Origin of the sequence: Halococcoides cellulosivorans (genome assembly GCF_003058365.1) — an archaeon.
GTDB classification, from domain to species: Archaea; Halobacteriota; Halobacteria; order Halobacteriales; family Haloarculaceae; genus Halococcoides; species Halococcoides cellulosivorans.
This window is the reverse complement of sequence record NZ_CP028858.1, coordinates 775,888-794,407: the sequence shown is the minus strand read 5'-3', so window position 1 is coordinate 794,407 and position 18,520 is coordinate 775,888. Positions and strand designations below refer to the sequence as shown.

At 66.1% G+C, this 18,520-nt stretch carries 13 protein-coding genes; 9 read left to right on the top strand and 4 right to left on the bottom strand.

Annotated features, from left to right (window positions below; all coding sequences use genetic code 11):
* Positions 1-50 precede the first annotated feature (50 nt).
* On the bottom strand, positions 51-1,055 hold the full coding sequence (locus tag HARCEL1_RS03815; protein WP_108381269.1) for a phosphate signaling complex PhoU family protein: 1,005 nt from the start codon (positions 1,053-1,055) through the stop codon (positions 51-53).
* A gap of 290 nt (positions 1,056-1,345) precedes the next feature.
* Here HARCEL1_RS03815 and HARCEL1_RS03810 point away from each other — a divergent pair, with 290 nt between their 5' ends.
* The 5 genes from HARCEL1_RS03810 (at position 1,346) to phoU (ending at position 6,645) form a co-directional block, all read left to right on the top strand.
* On the top strand, positions 1,346-2,302 hold the full coding sequence (locus HARCEL1_RS03810) for a PstS family phosphate ABC transporter substrate-binding protein (protein WP_108381268.1): 957 nt from the start codon (positions 1,346-1,348) through the stop codon (positions 2,300-2,302).
* Between the two features lie 55 nt (positions 2,303-2,357).
* Complete coding sequence (gene pstC / locus HARCEL1_RS03805) at positions 2,358-3,278, top strand: phosphate ABC transporter permease subunit PstC (protein ID WP_108381267.1); 921 nt, start codon at positions 2,358-2,360, stop codon at positions 3,276-3,278.
* Between the two features lie 25 nt (positions 3,279-3,303).
* Positions 3,304-5,001 (top strand): phosphate ABC transporter permease PstA, encoded by a 1,698-nt coding sequence (gene pstA, locus HARCEL1_RS03800; RefSeq protein ID WP_108381266.1) that lies wholly within the window; start codon positions 3,304-3,306, stop codon positions 4,999-5,001.
* Between the two features lie 78 nt (positions 5,002-5,079).
* Positions 5,080-5,877, top strand: a complete 798-nt coding sequence (pstB, locus tag HARCEL1_RS03795) for a phosphate ABC transporter ATP-binding protein PstB (RefSeq protein WP_233357435.1) — start codon at positions 5,080-5,082, stop codon at positions 5,875-5,877.
* Between the two features lie 87 nt (positions 5,878-5,964).
* The gene (phoU, locus tag HARCEL1_RS03790) at positions 5,965-6,645 is read left to right on the top strand and encodes a phosphate signaling complex protein PhoU (RefSeq protein WP_108384066.1); all 681 of its coding nucleotides are present in this window, start codon (positions 5,965-5,967) and stop codon (positions 6,643-6,645) included.
* Positions 6,646-6,908: 263 nt separating this feature from the next.
* On the opposite strand, the gene radB is transcribed toward phoU, so the two are convergent.
* Entirely contained in the window at positions 6,909-7,586 is a 678-nt protein-coding gene (gene radB / locus HARCEL1_RS03785) for a DNA repair and recombination protein RadB (protein WP_108381264.1), read from the bottom strand.
* 161 nt (positions 7,587-7,747) lie between these two features.
* Between radB and HARCEL1_RS03780 the strand changes: the two genes are divergently transcribed.
* Complete coding sequence (locus HARCEL1_RS03780; protein ID WP_108381263.1) at positions 7,748-8,788, top strand: nicotinate-nucleotide--dimethylbenzimidazole phosphoribosyltransferase; 1,041 nt, start codon at positions 7,748-7,750, stop codon at positions 8,786-8,788.
* Here HARCEL1_RS03780 and larC read toward each other — a convergent pair whose 3' ends face one another.
* Entirely contained in the window at positions 8,789-10,039 is a 1,251-nt protein-coding gene (gene larC, locus HARCEL1_RS03775) for a nickel pincer cofactor biosynthesis protein LarC (protein ID WP_108381262.1), read from the bottom strand. It abuts the gene before it with no gap.
* Between the two features lie 121 nt (positions 10,040-10,160).
* On the opposite strand from larC, the gene HARCEL1_RS03770 reads away from it, so the two are divergent.
* The 3 genes from HARCEL1_RS03770 (at position 10,161) to ppc (ending at position 16,231) form a co-directional block, all read left to right on the top strand.
* Entirely contained in the window at positions 10,161-12,389 is a 2,229-nt protein-coding gene (locus tag HARCEL1_RS03770) for a CDC48 family AAA ATPase (protein ID WP_108381261.1), read from the top strand.
* Between the two features lie 211 nt (positions 12,390-12,600).
* Positions 12,601-13,302 carry a type 1 glutamine amidotransferase gene (locus HARCEL1_RS03765; RefSeq protein WP_108381260.1) on the top strand — a complete coding sequence of 234 codons (702 nt, stop codon included), beginning with the start codon at positions 12,601-12,603 and terminating at the stop codon, positions 13,300-13,302.
* 235 nt (positions 13,303-13,537) lie between these two features.
* Positions 13,538-16,231: a phosphoenolpyruvate carboxylase gene (gene ppc, locus HARCEL1_RS03760; RefSeq protein WP_108381259.1), complete on the top strand. Its 2,694-nt coding sequence runs from the start codon at positions 13,538-13,540 to the stop codon at positions 16,229-16,231.
* A gap of 161 nt (positions 16,232-16,392) precedes the next feature.
* Here ppc and HARCEL1_RS03755 read toward each other — a convergent pair whose 3' ends face one another.
* Positions 16,393-18,468: an AAA family ATPase gene (locus HARCEL1_RS03755; RefSeq protein ID WP_108381258.1), complete on the bottom strand. Its 2,076-nt coding sequence runs from the start codon at positions 18,466-18,468 to the stop codon at positions 16,393-16,395.
* Between the last annotated feature and the right edge of the window lie 52 nt (positions 18,469-18,520).

Genomic DNA, 18,520 nt, shown 5'->3' with positions numbered 1-18,520 from the left:
TATGTAAAGAACTGGGCCGATTTCCCGTGAGTCGAGTGGCTCCGCGAGTGCTACTCCGGGCGTGGCGTCGCGCTGAGAAACGCGCTCTCGGCCACGTTACCGCCGTAATCGGCGGTCCGAGAGAGTGAGTCGACGACGAGACCGAGGCGCTGGGCGCGCTCGGAGTCGTCGACTTCGACGACGCTGTTGCTCACATCGCGGGCCCGATCGGTGACCTCGGGCAGTCGTTCGAGGACCGATTCGGCCTCGCGAGTCGCAGCCTCGGTGTCGGATTCGAGGAGGGCGTCGACCGCCGTCTCACAGAGATCGGTCGCCTCCGTTTCGAGGGCCTGGAGGTCTGCGACGACGGACTCGGGGACTGTCTCGACGTCACGGGCGACGCCGGCGATCTTCGTCGCGTGGTCAGCGACGCGTTCGAGTTGTCTGGCCCCGGACTGGTAATCGAACACCGTCTCCCGGTCGAGATCGACCGTCGTCGACGCGGCAGGGTTGCGCAACACCGTCCGGAATATCCGCGAGACCATAAACCAGAGTCGGTCGACGTCGTCGTCACGGTCGATCACGTCGCGTGCGAGGCCCTCGTCGCGCTCGACGAGTGCGGTCACTGCGTCCCGGACCATCGTGAGTGCGACGAGACGCATTCGCTCCAGGGAGTTTTCGATTTCGAGTTCCGAGGAGTCGAGGAGATCCTGGAGGACGACACGCTCGGGCGTCTCCTCGATGATCTCCAGGCCGACCAGCCCCTGTGTCGCCTGGCGGATGACCTGGCGCTGATCGGCCGTGAGTCGGTCGGCCGTCAGACGGATCTCGTCGAACCCGCTGACGTACATGGTGATGACCACGCGCGTGAGTGCGGCCGCGCCGTCTCGTGACCCCACGTCGAACGACCCTGTCGACTGGTCGTCACTACGCTCGGGGCTCAAGACCAGCCGTTCGTCTTCCGGATAGAACTGGATTTCACTCCCCGCTTCGACATCGTTCGCGGTCGCCCACTCTTTGGGAAGCGAGACAGTGTACGTCGACCCACCCGTCAGTTGGACCTTCCGCGTCTCCATAAGCGTCGATGTCGGACGAGAAACGTAAATCCACTCATTTCTATATACTCCATCTGCGAATCGCCCACCGTCGGGATGGCGAAATTCCCACATCCCAGTTTCGTGGACCTTTGAGACCGTTCAGATCGGTGTACTCCGGTACAGAGACGTACTGAATTGACTGCCACGTCCGTTGCCTCGATGGCCATCGACTGTCTCGAAGACGAGAAGAAATAGAAGTATATATAACTATATAGAGATATGAGCTATAATAGTAGCATACTTATTCGACTCTCGTCTCAGGTTCGACGATGGCACGCGAGATCGCGTGTTCGGTCAGCCGCCGCGAGTTGCTCCTCGGACTCGGGGCCGGTGGACTGGGGGCGCTCGGTGGCTGTGTCAGAAACGTCCGATCGGACAGGTCAGACCCTACTGGACAGGTCGTCGTCAAGGGATCCAGTACGGTGTATCTGATCTCCGATCTGATGGCCGAGCGCTTCATGGAGGAGCACCCGGTCAACGTCACCGTCGACTCGACCGGGACTGGTGGCGGGTTCAAGAACCACTTCTGTCCCGGTACGTCGGACATCAACGGGGCCTCCCGGCCGATCACCGACGCGGAACGATCGAACTGTGCCGACAACGATATCGACCCCGTCGAGTTCCAGGTCGGCCGTGACGCACTGACCGTCGCGGTCAACAACGACGCCGACTGGGTGGACTGTCTCACATACGAGGAACTCTCGAAAATCTGGCGCGAAGGCGGGGCCGAGCGGTGGTCTGACGTCCGCTCGGAGTGGCCGGAGGAACCCATCAAACTGTTCGGGCCGGCGCCGACCTCCGGGACGTACGACTGGTTCGACAACCACGTCGTCGGTGAGGATCTGAATCACACCCCGAACCACGAACAGACCGAGAAAGACAACATCATCATTCAGGGGATCGAGGACGACCCCCACGCGATGGGATATTTCGGGTACGCGTACTACACCGAGAACAGCGACCGGGTCAAAGCCGTCCCGGTCGACGGCGGCGACGGGTGTGGGGCACCGACCCTGGACAACGCCGTCGAGGGCACGTATCCGATGACCCGCCCGCTGTTCATCTACGTGGATCGTGACGCACTGGCCCGGGACGCCGTCTTCGAGTTCGTCGCCTTCTATCTCGAACGGGCCGCGACCGACTGGGTCAGCGAGGTCGGATACGTGCCCGTGAGCGAGTCGATCAGAGACGAGAACCTCTCGAAACTGCTTCGCGAACGACCATGACGGGACCGGACTGGAATCGTCCGACGATGACCGACCCCCACGGGAGGGACCGTCGATGAGTACCGAACGGGCGATCACGACTCCACCCGACGGCGCTCGACGGGAGCGTCTCTACCGATACGCCCTCTTTGCGTGCGCGGCTCTCACGATCCTCGTGACACTCGGCATCGTGGTCGTGCTCGTGCGTGGTGCGCTGGACTTTTTCGCCGCCTACGACCCGATCGCCTTTTTGACCGGGACGGAGTGGATCATCGATCAGCGCCAACTCGGCGTCTTGCCCGCGCTCTCGGGGACGCTCCTCGTGGTCGTACTCTCGGCGGCGGTCGCGCTTCCGATCGGTCTCGCCGCAGCGATCTACCTCAGCGAGTACGCCAGCGAGCGGGCGCGGGGAGTCCTCAAGCCCGCTCTGGAGATCCTCGCCGGGATCCCGACGGTCGTCTACGGCTACTTCGCGCTGGTTTATGTCACACCGTTCCTGGCGGCGTTCGGGATTCCCGTCGATACGTTCAACGTGCTCAGCGCGTCGATCATGGTCGGGATCATGATCATCCCGATGGTCTCCAGCCTGAGCGAAGACGCGATGAGCGCGGTGCCCGATTCGCTTCGCCGGGCGAGTTACGGCCTCGGCGCGACGAAATTCGAGGTCACGACCACCGTCGTCGTTCCGGCAGCGGTCTCGGGCATCTTCTCGTCGTACATCCTCGCCATCTCGCGAGCGATCGGCGAGACGATGATCGTCGCCGTCGCGATGGGCCAGAGCCCCCAACTACTCGATATCACCGCCCCGCTCTCGAATCTCTTCCAGTCGAACCAGCCGATGACCGCCGCGATGATCCACCTCGTCAACGCCGAGAATGCCGCCGGCGTCATCTACGACAGCATGTTCGCGATTGGTCTCACGCTGTTCGTCATCACGTTCGCGATGAACCTGGCGAGCAACCGCATCGCCGCTCACTACCGGGAGGAGTACGAATGAGCGACGCCACAGGGAGGGGTGCCTGATGGCCGCTGCAGACTGGTACGGCGACTCGACGCAGGTCAGCCAGACACGAGGCCGAATGTTCGAGGCGCTCTGTCTGGGAGCGACCTCCGTCGGCCTCGTCTCGGTGCTCGTACTCTTGTTGTACGTTGCCAACGACGCGTTCGCACCACTGACGGCCGACCCGGGATGGCATCTGGTCTATTTCGTGACGCTCGCCGTCCCGACCCTCGCGGTGAGTGCCTACCTCTATCGGTCCGAGTCCCGGGCCGGTGAGGTCGCCTACACCACGACGGGACTCCCGGTCGTCGGCCTGCTCGTCGCGGGTGGTCTACTCGTCGTCTTCGCGGAGGTGTTCCCCGTCAGAGAGTGGTTCGCACTCGTCGTCGCGGTCGCCGTCACGGGGGCGCTCCTCGCCGGCCACGCCCGCGTTCGACCGTCGGCCTCGCTCGAACGCGCGATCGGGGGTGCGATCGCGACCGTCGTCATCGTCTTCGGGACACCACCGGTCGCCATCGCTCGCCTGCTCGGCCCCGATCCGACACAGATCGCGCTCCCGGGCGTCTCCGTCACCGTTCCGGGACTCACCCTCCGCCTCGCGAGTCTTCCCGAACTGATCCTCTCCGCGCCGTATCTTCCGATCGAACCGCTCCAGATCATCGCGACACTCACGCTTCCAATCGCTGCCCTCGGGGGCTGGTACCTCGGCCGCAGTCGCGAGTCGCGCCGCGAGGGGCTGATCGCAGGCGTGGGCCTTCTCGCGGGCGCCGTCGCGCCGGCCGTCCTGGCGATCCCGACGGGAACGGATCCGACGATCTGGCTCGTCGCCGCCACGACGACGGTCGTCCCGATGGGCGTCTACGTCGAGGGAGTCGTTCGCCGGCGATCCGGCCTCGCGGGGCTCTGGATTCCGGTCGCCCTCGTCGCCGGTGCGGTCACTGGCACGGCGATCACGGCTGTCCTCGGCCTGGCCGGGCCCGAGACCTGGCTCGACTGGCAGTTCCTCACGAACGCCCCCTCGACGACCGCCGCGGAGGCGGGGATCTACCCCGCACTCGTCGGGTCGGTCATGCTGTTGATCGTCGTCATCGTCGCGACCTTCCCCGTCGGCGTCGGCGCGGCGATCTATCTCGAAGAGTACGCCCCGAGCAACGGCCTGGCCGGAACGGTCGTGACGCTGATCGAGATCAACATCGCGAACCTCGCGGGCGTTCCGTCCGTCGTCTATGGCCTGCTCGGACTCGCCGTGTTCATCAACTGGGTGCAGTTCCCCAGCGGATCGATCCTCGTCGGTGGGCTGACGGTCGGACTCCTGATCCTCCCGATCGTCGTAATCGCCGCTCAGGAGGCCATCGAGGCCGTCCCCGACTCGACGCGTCAGGCCGCCTACGGCATGGGCGCGACGCGCTGGCAGACCGTCCGGACGGTCGTCTTGCCGAAAGCGATGCCGGGCATCCTGACGGGGACGATCCTCGCACTCGGGCGTGCGATCGGTGAGACTGCACCGCTGTTGTTGGTCGGGATCGCCGCCTCGGTCCGGATGGCACCGAACGGCGTGTTCGACCTGGGGAGTGCGATGCCCAGGCAGATCTTCACCTGGGCGTTCGAACCGGCAGAAGAGTTCCGGTACGGCGTCCTCGCCGCCGGCGTGGTGACGCTCCTGGTCGTCCTGCTCGTGATGAACGCGACCGCGATCGTCTTGCGACACAAATTCGACTGACCCATGACATCAGACGATCCCGCAGACCGATTCGCTGGCCGATCGAGTACCGACACGACCGACGACGGCGGAGCGGCGATGGCCGACCGGACCGTCGGCGACCCGACCGCCGACGCCGACCCCGCCGACACCGTCATCGAGACGACCGATCTCAGCGTCTACTACGACGACGTCCAGGCGCTGGACGACGTCTCGATGTCGATTCCGGAGCGTCGCGTGACCGCTCTCATCGGTCCGTCCGGGTGTGGCAAGTCGACGTATCTCCGGTGTATCAACCGGATGAACGACCTGATCGACGCCGCTCGCGTCGAAGGCGATCTGTCCTTCCGGGGCAAGAACGTCTACGACGATGACGTCGACCCGGTCGCACTCCGGCGCAAGATCGGGATGGTCTTTCAACACCCCAACCCGTTCCCCAAGAGCATCTACGACAACGTCGCGTACGGCCTGCGCATTCAGGACCGGACCGAGAACCTCGACGAGGCCGTCGAGCAGGCGCTCCGGCGGGCCGCGCTGTGGGAGGAAGTCGAGGACCAACTCGACGCGAGCGCGCTCGAACTCTCCGGTGGGCAACAGCAGCGACTCTGTATCGCCCGCGCGATCGCAGTCGACCCCGACGTCATCCTGATGGACGAACCCGCGAGCGCGCTCGACCCGATCGCGACCGCGAAGATCGAAGACCTCATCGAGGAACTCGCCGAGGAGTACACCGTCGTCATCGTCACCCACAACATGCAGCAAGCGGCGCGGATCTCCGACCGCACCGCGGTCTTTCTCACCGGTGGCGAACTCGTCGAGTACGACGACACCGACACGATCTTCGAGAACCCCGAGAGTCAGCGCGTCGAGGACTACATCACGGGCAAGTTCGGGTGACGAGGCGACGACCCGTCGATACGCCAGGCAGATTCCACTGGCGGGCCGACAGAAACTTACATGGTCGTCTCCGACAGTCGCCAACATATGCCACGCGAAGGATATCAAGACGAACTCGCTGACCTCCGTGAGGACGTGCTGTACATGAGCGAGGTCGTTCTCGACCGGGTCCAGATGGGGCTCGATGCCCTCCAGCGAAAGGACGAAGAGACCGCCCAGGAGTTGATCCACGGCGACGAGGAGATCAACCAGTTGTATCTCGACCTCGAACGGCGCTGTGTCGATCTGATCGCGCTCCAGCAACCGGTCGCGGGCGATCTGCGATTCATCGCGGCGTCGTTCAAGATTCTGACCGACCTCGAACGGATCGGTGATCTGGCGACCAACCTCGGAGAGTACACCCTGGAAGCCGACCGCGACGCCTACCCCGGGGTCGACGTCCAGGCCATCGGTGACGAGGTCGTCAGCATGGTCGAAGACGCCATGATCGCCTACGAGACCGACGATGTCGAGTTGTGTCGCGACCTCGCGAAGCGCGACGACGCCGTCGACGAGCGCTGTGCGGAGGCCTCCGACATCGTCGTCCGCGACCTCATCGAGCGCCAGGTCGACGTCGAGGTCGGGGACGAAGACATCGAGGACCTGATGAACGACGTCTCGCGACTCCTGTTGACGATTCGGGACCTCGAACGCGTCGGAGACCACGCGGTCAACATCGCCGCCCGGACGCTGTATATGATCGAGAACGACGACGAGCTTATCTACTAAACCACCTTTTTCTGCGTCGGGTTCGCTCGCTTCGCTCGCGAACCACTCCTTGAAAAACGTGGGCGAAAAAGACCCGAGCGTTCGCTTTGCTCACGGCTGCGCCGTTCGCGTTTCCGAGGCTCTCACTTCGTTCGAGCCTCGCGATCGCTCACGCTCGGTGAAACGGCGGCCGCGCGGCGCTCCGCGCCGCGATTGCGAGGCGGCTCAGCCGCCTCGCGGCCGCCGTACAAACGGACCACTACCGCAACACCACACCGCGCCATTCAGACTTCCTCGACACCGTCGAGTCCCGAATCGGTGATCTGGAAGCGCACGCTCTCGCCGGTCTCGCTCGATCGATGTTTCTCCAGGGTCGCCCGACGATTCCCACCACGGAATCGTTCGAGGCGGAGCACGGCGCTCGACCAGTGTTCGAGCGTGTGGCCCCCGAGCGGGCGCGGACGGTCGCCGTCGGGATCGCTGTACACCTGGTTGGTGACGACGACCGCGAGGTCGTGCTTGCGGGCGAGACCGAGGAGATGGGTGATCTGGCGGGTGACGTCGCGGAGCGTCTCGCCCTCGTCGTCGGCGTCGCGTTCCAGCCGATAGAATCCCGTCGCGCTGTCGAGTGCGATAACTTCGAGTTGCCCGGCGAGTTCTTCGGCGTCGCGAACGGCCTCGCGCTGGGCCTCGAAATCGATGGCTTCCGAGACGACGATCCGGTCGGCAACGGACTCGATATCGTCGCCCGCGATCTGGGCGAGACGGTCGCCCGAGACCCCCTCGGTGTCGATCAACAGGGCGCGATCACCGCCGCTCGCGACCTCGACCGCCGTCGAGAGCACGAGATTCGTCTTCCCGCTGGCGGGCGGCCCGTAGATCTGCGTGACGGCCTCGCGTTCGACCCCGCCGCCGAGGAGGTCGTCGATCGGGGCACACCCGGTCGGAATCGGCCCGGACACACCGGACGATCGGTCGGCGGCGGGAAAAGCCCACGCACTCGGTCGGCCCAGCGCTCGAAACACCTGTCGACCCGCCGCCACCGCGCGAATCGGACCGCCTATCCGTTCGGACAAGTCACGACAGCCCACGGAACGACTGCGAGCGCAGTCCCGAATCCCTCATGAAATTCGTCCTCACCATCGGTTCGACGGCCACCGCACGCATCGACGGAATCAGTGCAGCAGGAGCGACCCCGGAGCTCGTGGTCCAGACCCCGAGTGCCGACGCCGAGATCCTCAGCGACGGCGAACCGACGGAAGCGTCTGTCGTCCCGGTGAGCCCGTCGGGCTGTCCGACACCGGCGGTCGTCACTCGGGCGGCGGCCGAACTCCTCGGCTTCGAGACGGTCGTCGTCGATGCCGGGACGGCGAGTCCGACGACCGCATCGACGGTCGCCCTCCCTGGCGACGCGGGGCGCGACATCCGCGAGCCGATCGCTGTCGCCCACGCGCGGGAGAAATTCGAGACCGCCCGGGCCTTCGGACGGTCGCTCCCGGACGAGGAGGTGGTCCTCGCGGAGACCGTTCCCGGCGGGACGACGACGGCGATGGCCGTCCTGACCGCACTCGGTGAGCCGACCCCAGTGTCCTCGTCACTCCCGGCAAACCCGATCGCTCTCAAACGGCGTGTCGTCGCGGACGCCCTCGACGCGAGCGACCTCTCCGAGGGTGGTGCCGCAGGCGACCCACTCGACGCCGTCCGGTGCGTTGGCGATCCAGTGCTGGCCGGACTCGCGGGGCTCGCCGTCGGAGCGATCGAGTCGGGGACGACCGTTCGACTCGGCGGTGGGACACAGATGAGCGCCGTCGCGGCGCTCGTCCGACAGTTCGGCGTCGAGGACGACCTCTCACAGTGGACGACGGTGTTCGTCGCCGACGATCCGTCGGCCGACGTCGAACGACTCGCGGACGCCTTCGACCTGTCGCTGACGGTCACCGACCCCGAGTTCGACAGCCGGGACCATCCGGCGATGGCGGCGTTCGCTCGCGGTGAGGCCAAAGAGGGCGTCGGGATGGGCGGCGCACTCGCGCTCGTCGCCTCCCACCCCAATCACGACATGTGTGCGCTCCACGACCGGATCGCCACCGTCTACGACCGACTGCTCGCGGACGTCCCGGACGGCCATCCCGCTGCCGAGCACGCGAGACGAGTCGGAGAGTGATCAGGACCGATCGCAGGCCCGTTCGGCGAGCGCCATAACCGCCCGCACCGGCCGGCCGGTCTCGCGGGCGATCCGGAGCGCGTCGTCGTACTCGGCGCTGGCGTCGATGGGCCCGCCCGCATCGTCGCTGGCGACCTTCACGCCGATCGCGTACTCCTCGCCGTCGACGGTGATCTCGACGGATCGAGTCTCGCGGTCCGCGACCCAGCGGTGCCCGACGCCGTGTTCGCGGATCCCGAGCGTCCCCGTCTCGGCGGCGAGACGCCGCGCGACGCGGTCGGCGTCCTCGGGGGCGACCACGACCTTCACGAGGTGGCCCGGGCGAGACTTTTTCATCGTCACGGGGACGATCGTCACGTCACGCGCGCCCTCGTCGATCAGGGTCTCTTGCAGCGACCCGAGCACCTCGGGGGTGGCGTCGTCGAGGTTCGTCTCCAGGACCGTGATCGACTGTTTGCGCAGGCCCCCGGTGGCCGTCCCGCGAAGCACCCGGAGGGCGTTCGGGCGATCACCCAGATCGCGATCACCAGCACCGTGCCCGACCGCCTCGACCGACAGCGTCGGCAGTCGATCGACGCCCTCGGCCACCTCCGCGAGGATCGCCGCGCCCGTCGGCGTGAGCAGTTCGCCCTCGACCGGTCCGCCCCGGACCGCGAAATCGGCCTCACTCGCGAGTTCGGCGACGGCGGGCGCGGGGACCGCGTGCGTGCCGTGGGCCATCTCGACGGTCCCGTCTCCGAGCGCGAGCGGCGTGGTGACGATTCGATCGGGCGCGAGGTCGTCGAGGAGGAGCGCGACCCCGACGACGTCGGCGATGGCGTCGTCGGCCCCGACCTCGTGGAAGTGGACGGACTCGGACCCGTGGACCGCGCGCTCGGCGCGATCCAGGCGCTCGAAGATGGCCGTCGCCCGGGCCGCGACACCCGCGGGGAGATCCATCGCCTCGACGATCGCGAGCACGTCGTCGAGGGTGCGATGGGGCCCCTGGCCTTCGATCGGGGTGCCGGCGGCGTCGGTCTCGTCGTCGTTCGGAGCGTCGGTCTCGTCGCCCTCACCGTCGCCGTCGGCCCGACACACCGTGACGTCGGTCGCGGCGATCCCGCCGGTCGTCGTCTCGCTGATCGCGTAGGTGACGCCGAGTGAGTCCTCGACGACCGCAAGGGCGTCGGGATCGGCCCCGGCGTCGATGAGTGCGCCCAGGAGCATGTCGCCACTCGCGCCGGCCCGCCCGTCGACGGCGAGAATCTGCATACGCTCCCCAGGTCGCCCCCGCCCGAAAAACCACCCGATAGGTCCGCCGTCTGGGATCGACGACCACCGCGGGCACAAGACCTTTCTCCCGGCCCGACCCAGTGTGGGATACCCCCACACTATGAACGAGGTACAACTCGAGGTGGCCAAGGCGTACCCGAACGACTCGGGACGTGGCATCGCCCGCCTCGATCCGGATACCCTCCTGCACCTCAAGCTCTCGCCCGGCGATATCATCGAGATCGAGGGCGGCGACACCACCGCCGCGAAGGTCTGGCGGGCCGACCGCCAGGACTGGAACAGTGACACGGTCCGAATCGACGGTTTCACACGACAGAACGCCGACGTCGGCATCGGAGAACGCGTCGAGATCCGGAAAGCCGAGGCCACGAAGGCCGATCGACTCGTCCTCGCCCCGCCCGAGGAGGCCTCCGTGCAGTTCGGCTCCGACGCCGCGGGCATGGTCAAACGACAGATCCTCAAACGTCCGGTCGTCGAGCGCGACATCGTGCCCGTGATGAGTTCGACCAATCACCCGTTCATGCGCTCGCCCGGGCAGGCGATCCCGCTGATCGCCGTCGAGACCGATCCCGACGGCGTCGTCCTCGTCACCGAGGACACCGAGGTCGATCTGCGCGAAGAGCCCATCAGCGGGTTCGAGAAGACTGGCGGCGGGATCACCTACGAGGACATCGGCGGCCTCGAAAAGGAGATCCAGCGCGTCCGGGAGATGGTCGAGTTACCGATGAAACACCCCCAGATCTTCAAGAAACTGGGGATCGAGCCCCCACAGGGCGTCCTCTTGCACGGCCCGCCGGGGACCGGCAAGACCCTGCTCGCGAAAGCGGTCGCCAACGAGACCTCGGCAAACTTCTTCTCGATCGCTGGCCCGGAGATCATCTCGAAGTACTACGGAGAGAGCGAACAGCAACTGCGTGAGATCTTCGAGGAGGCGACCGAGGACTCCCCGTCGATCATCTTCATCGACGAACTCGACTCGATCGCGCCGAAACGCGAAGACGTCACCGGCGAGGTCGAGCGTCGTGTCGTCGCCCAACTCCTGACGATGATGGACGGCCTGGAATCGCGTGGCCAGGTCATCGTCATCGCGGCGACCAACCGGGTCGACGCCGTCGATCCGGCGCTGCGCCGTCCCGGGCGGTTCGACCGCGAGATCGAGATCGGCGTCCCCGACGAGACCGGCCGCAAGGAGATCCTCCAGATCCACACGCGTGGAATGCCGCTGAGCGACGACATCGGGATGGACACCCTCGCCGGGGAGACCCACGGGTTCGTCGGGGCGGACATCGAATCGCTCACGAAAGAGGCGGCGATGAAGGCGCTCCGCCGATACCTCCCGGAGATCGACCTCGACGAGGAGGACATCCCGCCGAGTCTGATCGACCGGATGATCATCAAACGCGACGACTTCCAGGGCGCGCTCAACGAGGTCGAGCCCTCGGCAATGCGGGAGGTCCTCGTCGAGTTGCCGAAGATCGATTGGGACGACGTCGGCGGCCTCGATCGCGCCAAAGAGCGCGTCCAGGAGGCCGTCGAGTGGCCGATGAGTTCCCCGGAGAAGTTCAAGCGCCTGGGTGTCGAACCGCCCGCGGGCGTCCTCCTCTACGGCCCGCCAGGCACCGGAAAGACGCTAATGGCGAAAGCCGTCGCCAACGAGACCGACGCAAACTTCATCTCGATCCGCGGCCCGCAACTGCTCAGCAAGTGGGTTGGCGAATCGGAGAAGGCGATCCGCCAGACGTTCCGCAAGGCCCGCCAGGTCGCGCCGACGATCGTCTTTTTCGACGAACTCGACGCGATCGCGCCCGGGCGTGGCGGCGGTGACGTCGGGTCGAACGTCTCCGAGCGCGTCGTCAATCAGCTGTTGACCGAACTCGACGGCCTCGAACAGATGGAAAACGTCATGGTCGTCGCCGCGACCAACCGCCCCGACATGATCGATCCGGCACTGATCCGCTCGGGCCGGTTCGACCGCCTGGTCTACATCGGAGAACCCGATCGGGACGGTCGCGAGGCCATCCTCGACATCCACACGCAGAATACGCCACTCGCCGCAGACGTCAGCCTGCGTGAACTCGCGGACATCACCGAGGGCTACGTCGGGAGCGATCTCGAATCGATCGCTCGCGAGGCCGCCATCGAGGCGCTCCGCGAGGACGACGACGCCGACATCGTCGAGATGTCACACTTCCGGTCGGCGCTCGAAGACGTGCGCCCGACCGTCGACGAGGACATCCGGGAGTACTTCGAGCAGATGGAAGAGGAGTTCAAAGGCTCGGGGACCGAACCGCAGAGCCCCGGTGGGTCGGGCCGGATCGGATTCCAGTGATCGCCACGGGCGCTCGTGGACCGCGGCCCCGCTGACGCGGTTTTTTGGCTCTCGTCCGTTCGTCGGCGTCGACGCCGCTTCGACGGCCGGCGACACGCGTCCTCCGGCAGTGACGCGTTTCGATCGATCGACGATCCGTCGAGTCGACGTTTGGTCGCATAATATGGGGAGAGGCAACGGTATATACCCCTCGGCGCCCGATTATCTGGAGATGGATCGGCCACGGCTCGCATTACTGAACGCGGCCCACGAACAACCGGACACGCGACAGAATTTCGAGCGGGAACTGGACGCCGACCTCGACGTCTTTCATTGCCCCTCGGGAGAGTTTCCCGACGGGTTCCAGTACGACGGGGTCGTCATCACCGGATCGAGCGCGTCCGTCTACTGGGACGAAGAGTGGATCGGAGCGACGAAAGTCTGGGTCGGAGACGCGATTCGAGCGGGACTGCCAGCGCTGGGCGTCTGTTTCGGCCACCAACTCGTGGCCGACGTGATGGGAGGGAGCGTCAAGGGGATGGGCGAGTACGAACTCGGCTATCAGACGGTCAACCAGGACGGGTCGAATCGCCTGCTCGATGAGGTCGACGAGACCATGACGGTGTTCATGAGCCACTCGGATCACGTCACCGACGCGCCGCCGGGAGCGACGGTGTTCGCGAGAAACGAGTACGGAATCCAGGGGTTTCGGAACGGACACGCGTTCGGCGTCCAGTTCCACCCGGAGTACGACATGGAGACCGCCGAGACGATCACACGCGGCAAATCGGATCAGCTCACGGCCGAGCGCATCGAACGGGTCCTCGACGAGATTACGGTCGAGAACTACGCCGAGGCCAGGGAGGTGACGACGCTGTTCGACAACTTCGTCGCGTTCGTGAACGAGACCCAGCGGAAGCGAATCGAACAGTAGCCGAACGGATCGGCGTCCGGGCGTCGACAGATCCCACACAATCTTTCCGGGTACGTATTGTTTCAACCATGAGGGTTCGCCGTATTCAGGCGCCTCGAACGATCCGAAATAGAAAGTATCGCCGGGTAAACGCGCTTTCGACGGCATTTGTCGAAATGGAGGACAACGGTCACCGATCCTGATACGTCCACTCTAATCCGCTAGTGTTAAACAGCTTCGCCCGTCAGCCACTGGTATGGATTTACACGCCAGAGCGATCGGACAAGACGTCCGTGACCTCGGCGAACTGCTTGGGGAGATCATCGCGACCCAGAGCGGTGGGGACGCGTTCGAACTGGTCGAGCGAATCCGGTCGGCCGCCGTCGACTACCGCTCCGGCGAGGCCGACGACCGCGAGGCACTGCACAACGCCCTCGATCGACTGTCGCCGGACGAGGCCGACGTCGTCGCCCGAGCGTTCACGACGTATTTCGAGTTGATCAACCTCGCAGAAGAGCGCGAGCGAGTCCGTCAACTCCGGCAGGCGAGCCAGGACGGCACCCTCGACACGAGCGTGGCCGACCTGGTCGAGCACTTCGACGAGGAGGGCCTGACTGCCGACACCGTCGAGTCGATCCTCGACGACATCCTGATCGAGCCGACCTTTACCGCCCACCCGACCGAAGCGCGACGGAAGACCGTCAAGGCGAAACTCCGCGAAGTCGCCACCGACCTCCAGGCCCTCGACGAAGGGCGACTGACCGACGCGGAAAGCGACGAGATCGAGCGAGACCTGGAGGCCCAGATCACGAGTCTCTGGCAGACCCCACAGGTCCGCGATCGGAAGCCGACGGTGACCGACGAGACGCTGAACGTCCAGTGGTACGTCGAGAACGTGCTGTTCGAGGTCATCGACGAGATCTACGCCGCGATGGAGCGCGAACTCTCCGAACACTTCGACGACGTCGACGTGCCGAAATGCTACGAATTCCGCTCGTGGGCTGGCTCGGACCGCGACGGGAACCCCTACGTCACGCCGGACGTCACCGGCGAGACGCTCGAACGCCAGCGCGACGTCATCCTGCCGAAATACCGCGATCAGCTGAAGTCGCTGTCGGGCGTGCTCAGCCAGGACGACCGCCAGATCGACACCGGTGAGACCTTCGACGAGCGCTTCGAGGCCCACAAGGAGCGGCTCCCCGGGATGGTCGAGACGATCGAACAGCGCTACCCCCACGAGCCCTACCGGCAGAAACTCCGTCTGATGCGCGAGTCGCTCGTCCGCGTCGGTGACGTGCGGACCGGTGGGTACAACGACGTCGAGGAGTTCCTCGCAGATCTCGACGCGATCGCGTCGAGTCTCCGCGCGAACGACGCCGACACCATCGCGACCGAGTACGTCGACCCGCTGATGCGAAAGGTCGACACGTTCGGGTTCAACCTGCTGAGTCTCGACATCCGCGATCACTGTGAGAAACACACCAACGCCATCGCGGAGGCGCTCGACCGCCACGGGATCGACTACCTCGGGAAAAGCGAAGAGGAGCGCGTCGAATTCCTGACCGACGCAATCTTACAGGACGAGCAGGTCATCGACATCTGCGAGCGGGAGGACCTGACCGAGGACAGCGCCCGCGTGATGGATCTGTTCGAGCGGACGGCCGAATGGCAGGCCGAGTTCGGCATCGATGCCATCGACACCTACGCGATCAGTTGGTTCGAAGAGCCCTCGCACGGCCTGGAAGTCCTGTTTTTGGGCGATCAGGCCGGCATCGTCGACCTGCCGGGCTACTGTGGGTTCGACATCGTCCCGCTGCTCGAAAGCAAGTACGCCCTCGACGGCGCCCGCCGGATCATGGGCACACTGTTCGAGAACGAGGCGTACAGTCAGGCGCTGGAGGCCCGCGGCGGCGTCCAGGAGATCCTGCTGGGCTACTCGGACTCGAACAAGGAGAACGGCTATTTCGCCGCGAACTGGTCGCTGTTCCGCAACCAGAAACGCCTCGCGAAGATCACCGACGACTACGACGTGACGATGCGCCTGTTCCACGGGCGCGGTGGGTCGATCTCCAGGGGCGGCATGCCCATGCACGAGGCGATGCTCGCGCTGCCCAACGAGACCGTCAACGGGCAGATCAAGTTCACCGAACAGGGTGAAGCGATCTCTGATAAGTACGCCGACCCCCAGATCGCGGAGCGCAACCTCGAACAGATGCTCAACGCCCAGGCACGAGCACGCCTCCGGGCGACCGAAGAGCCGATCGAGAAAGTGCCCGACGACTGGGAAGAGGCGATGGAGACCGCCTCGGAAGCGGCCCGCCAGAAGTACCGTGACTTGCTCGAAGACGATTCGTTCGTGCCCTACTTCGAGCAGGCGACGCCGATCACCGTCATCGAAGAGTTGAACATGGGTTCGCGGCCCGCCTCGCGGTCGGTCGAGCGCAGTCTCGACGACCTCCGGTCGATCCCGTGGGTGTTCTCCTGGACGCAGGCCCGGTGTATCGTTCCGGGCTGGTACTCCGTCGGGACGGGCCTGGAAGCCTACCTCGACGCGGGTGGCGACATCGAGACGCTCCAGGAGATGTACGACGAGTGGCCGTTCTTCAAGGTCGTCGTGGACCACGCCGCGATGGCGCTCGCGAAATCCGACATGGAGATCGCCAGCGAGTACGCCGCCCTGGCCGACGAGAACCTCCGCAAAGAGATTTTCGAGGGCATCGAAGCCGAGTACGAGCGCTCGGTCGAGTTGGTTCAGGAAGTCACCGATCGTGAGAGTCTGCTCAACCGCGACTGGCTCGAAGAGAGTCTCGACCGGCGCAATCCCTACGTCGATCCGTTGCACTTGCTGCAGACGCGCCTGCTCGATCAGTCCCACCGGACCGACATCGAGGAACGGACGCTCCGCCTGACGGTCAAAGGCATCGCGGCGGGCATGAAGAACACGGGGTGACGGTCGCGACGACGGGAGAGGCGTATCGAGCCGTTCGACTGGGCGACCGTTCTACGAACCGTTCGACCGGCCAGCGTTCTACGAGCCGTTCGTGTCGATCGCGTCGGCACCGACGCTCTGCTGGTAGCACTCGCCCGCGCCGCCGTTCGAGACCGTCCGACTCACCGCTCACCCGTCGGGGCGACCGACTCGATGCCGGCCCGGAGGTCCCCCTCGGTGACGCGAACCTCGTCGGTCGCAGCCTCGACGGCCGCGTCGGCAGCGACGCGCTCGGTCGCGTCGACCTCGTCCGCGTTCAGATCGCGGACGACGCGATCGATCGCCCGGAGCGAGGCGTCCCGGACGACCGCGGCGATGTCCGCGCCCGAGTAGCCCTCCAGGTCGGCGGCGATCTCGGCGATCGGTACGTCCGCGAGCGGCGTCGCGTCGAGGTGGATCCGGAGGATACGCTCGCGAGCCTCACGGTCGGGCAAGCCCACCTCGACGAGTTCTTCGAGGCGACCGGGGCGTTTGAGCGCCGGATCGATGGCGTCGAGGCGGTTGGTCGCGCCGATCACGACGATCCGACTCCCGCCGACGAGGCCGTCGAGTTCGGTCAACAGTTGCGAGACGACCCGGTCGGTCACCTCCGCACCGCCGCGCTGGCTGGCGATCGCGTCGAGTTCGTCCACGAAGACGATCGCCGGCGCGGTCTGGCGCGCCCGCTCGAAGATCTCCCGGACGGCCGCTTCGGACTCCCCGACGTACCGATCGAGCAGTTCCGGGCCGGCGACGTGGATGACGTTCGCGTCGGTCTCGCCGGCGAGTGCGCGCACGAGGAGTGTCTTTCCGGTCCCGGGCGGGCCATAGAGGAGGACGCCCGACGGCGGGTCGGTGTCGGTCGCCTCGAACAGCGGGCCGTACTGCAGGGGCCACTCGACGGCGCGTTCGAGCGTCCGTTTGGCTTCCTCCAGACCGCCGACGTCCGAGAAGTCGACGTCGGGCGCTTCGACGACGTACTCGCGCATCGCGGAGGGCTCGACGGCCGCGAGCGCCGTGTCGAGGTCCGCACGCGTGACGCGATCGTCGTCGCGATCGGCGCGCAACGCGGCCATCGCGGCCTCGGTGACGAGCGTTTCGAGGTCGGCCCCGACGAACCCGTGGGTGCGGTCGGCGATCCGATCGAGATCGATGGAGTCGTCGATCGGCATCTCGCGGGCCTGGACGGCGAGGATCTCCCGGCGGCCCTCCCGGTCGGGGACGCCGATCTCGACCTCGCGGTCGAACCGGCCCCCGCGGCGGAGCGCCTCGTCCATCGCGTCGACGCGGTTGGTCGCGCCGACGACCACGACGCGCTGGCGAGGTTCGAGGCCGTCGAGCAGGGTCAGCAGTTGGGCGACGACGCGATTCTCCATGTCGGCGTCGTCGTCACGCGTTCCGCCGATCGAGTCGATCTCGTCGACGAACACGATCGCGGGCGCGTTCTCGGCGGCGCGATCGAACACCTCACGCAGACGGCGCTCGCTCTCGCCTTTGTACTTCGAGACCACCTCCGGCCCGGAGATCACCTCGAAATGCGCGTCGACCTCGTTGGCGACCGCGCGGGCGATCAAGGTCTTGCCCGTCCCCGGCGGGCCATAGAGGAGCACGCCAGCGGGCGGGTCGATCCCCAGGCGTTCGAAGCGCTCTGGGTTCTGGAGGGGGACCTCGACGGTCTCGCGAACCCGATCGAGTTCGTCGTCCAGGCCGCCGATGTCCTCGTAGGTGACGCCATCGGTGGCGGCCTCGCTGTCATCGTCGGATCTGGCCTCGCGGACGAGCACCGTCGTCTCGGCGGTCACCTGGACGGGGCCCTCCGGGTCCGTGTCGCGGATCGCGACGCCCCCGACGCCGTCGAGGGTGAGGTGTTGGCCCGCTCGTACGGGACGATCGCGGAGGCGACTCGCGACGACCTCGCGATCGGCGTCCGCCGCGCCGACGACGACCCGATCGGCCGCCGAGAGGTCGATCGGCCGGACGGCGGCAGAATCACCGACCGCGACGCCCGCCGCCGCGCGGGTCTCGGCGTCGATGCGGACGGTCCGCTCGGAGCCAGTGCCCGGCCAGACTTTCGCGACGGCACGATCCTCGCCGTCGATCACGACCGGATCGCCACTCAGAACGCCCAACTCGTGGCGCACTAGTTCGGGCAGGCGCGCGATCGCCCGGCCCGCGTCGGACTTGCGCGCGCTCTCGACGGTGACCTCGATCCCCGTCATCGGTGCCGCACGCGCCCCCACTCGACTGCGATCGACTCGTCGTTCATAGGCA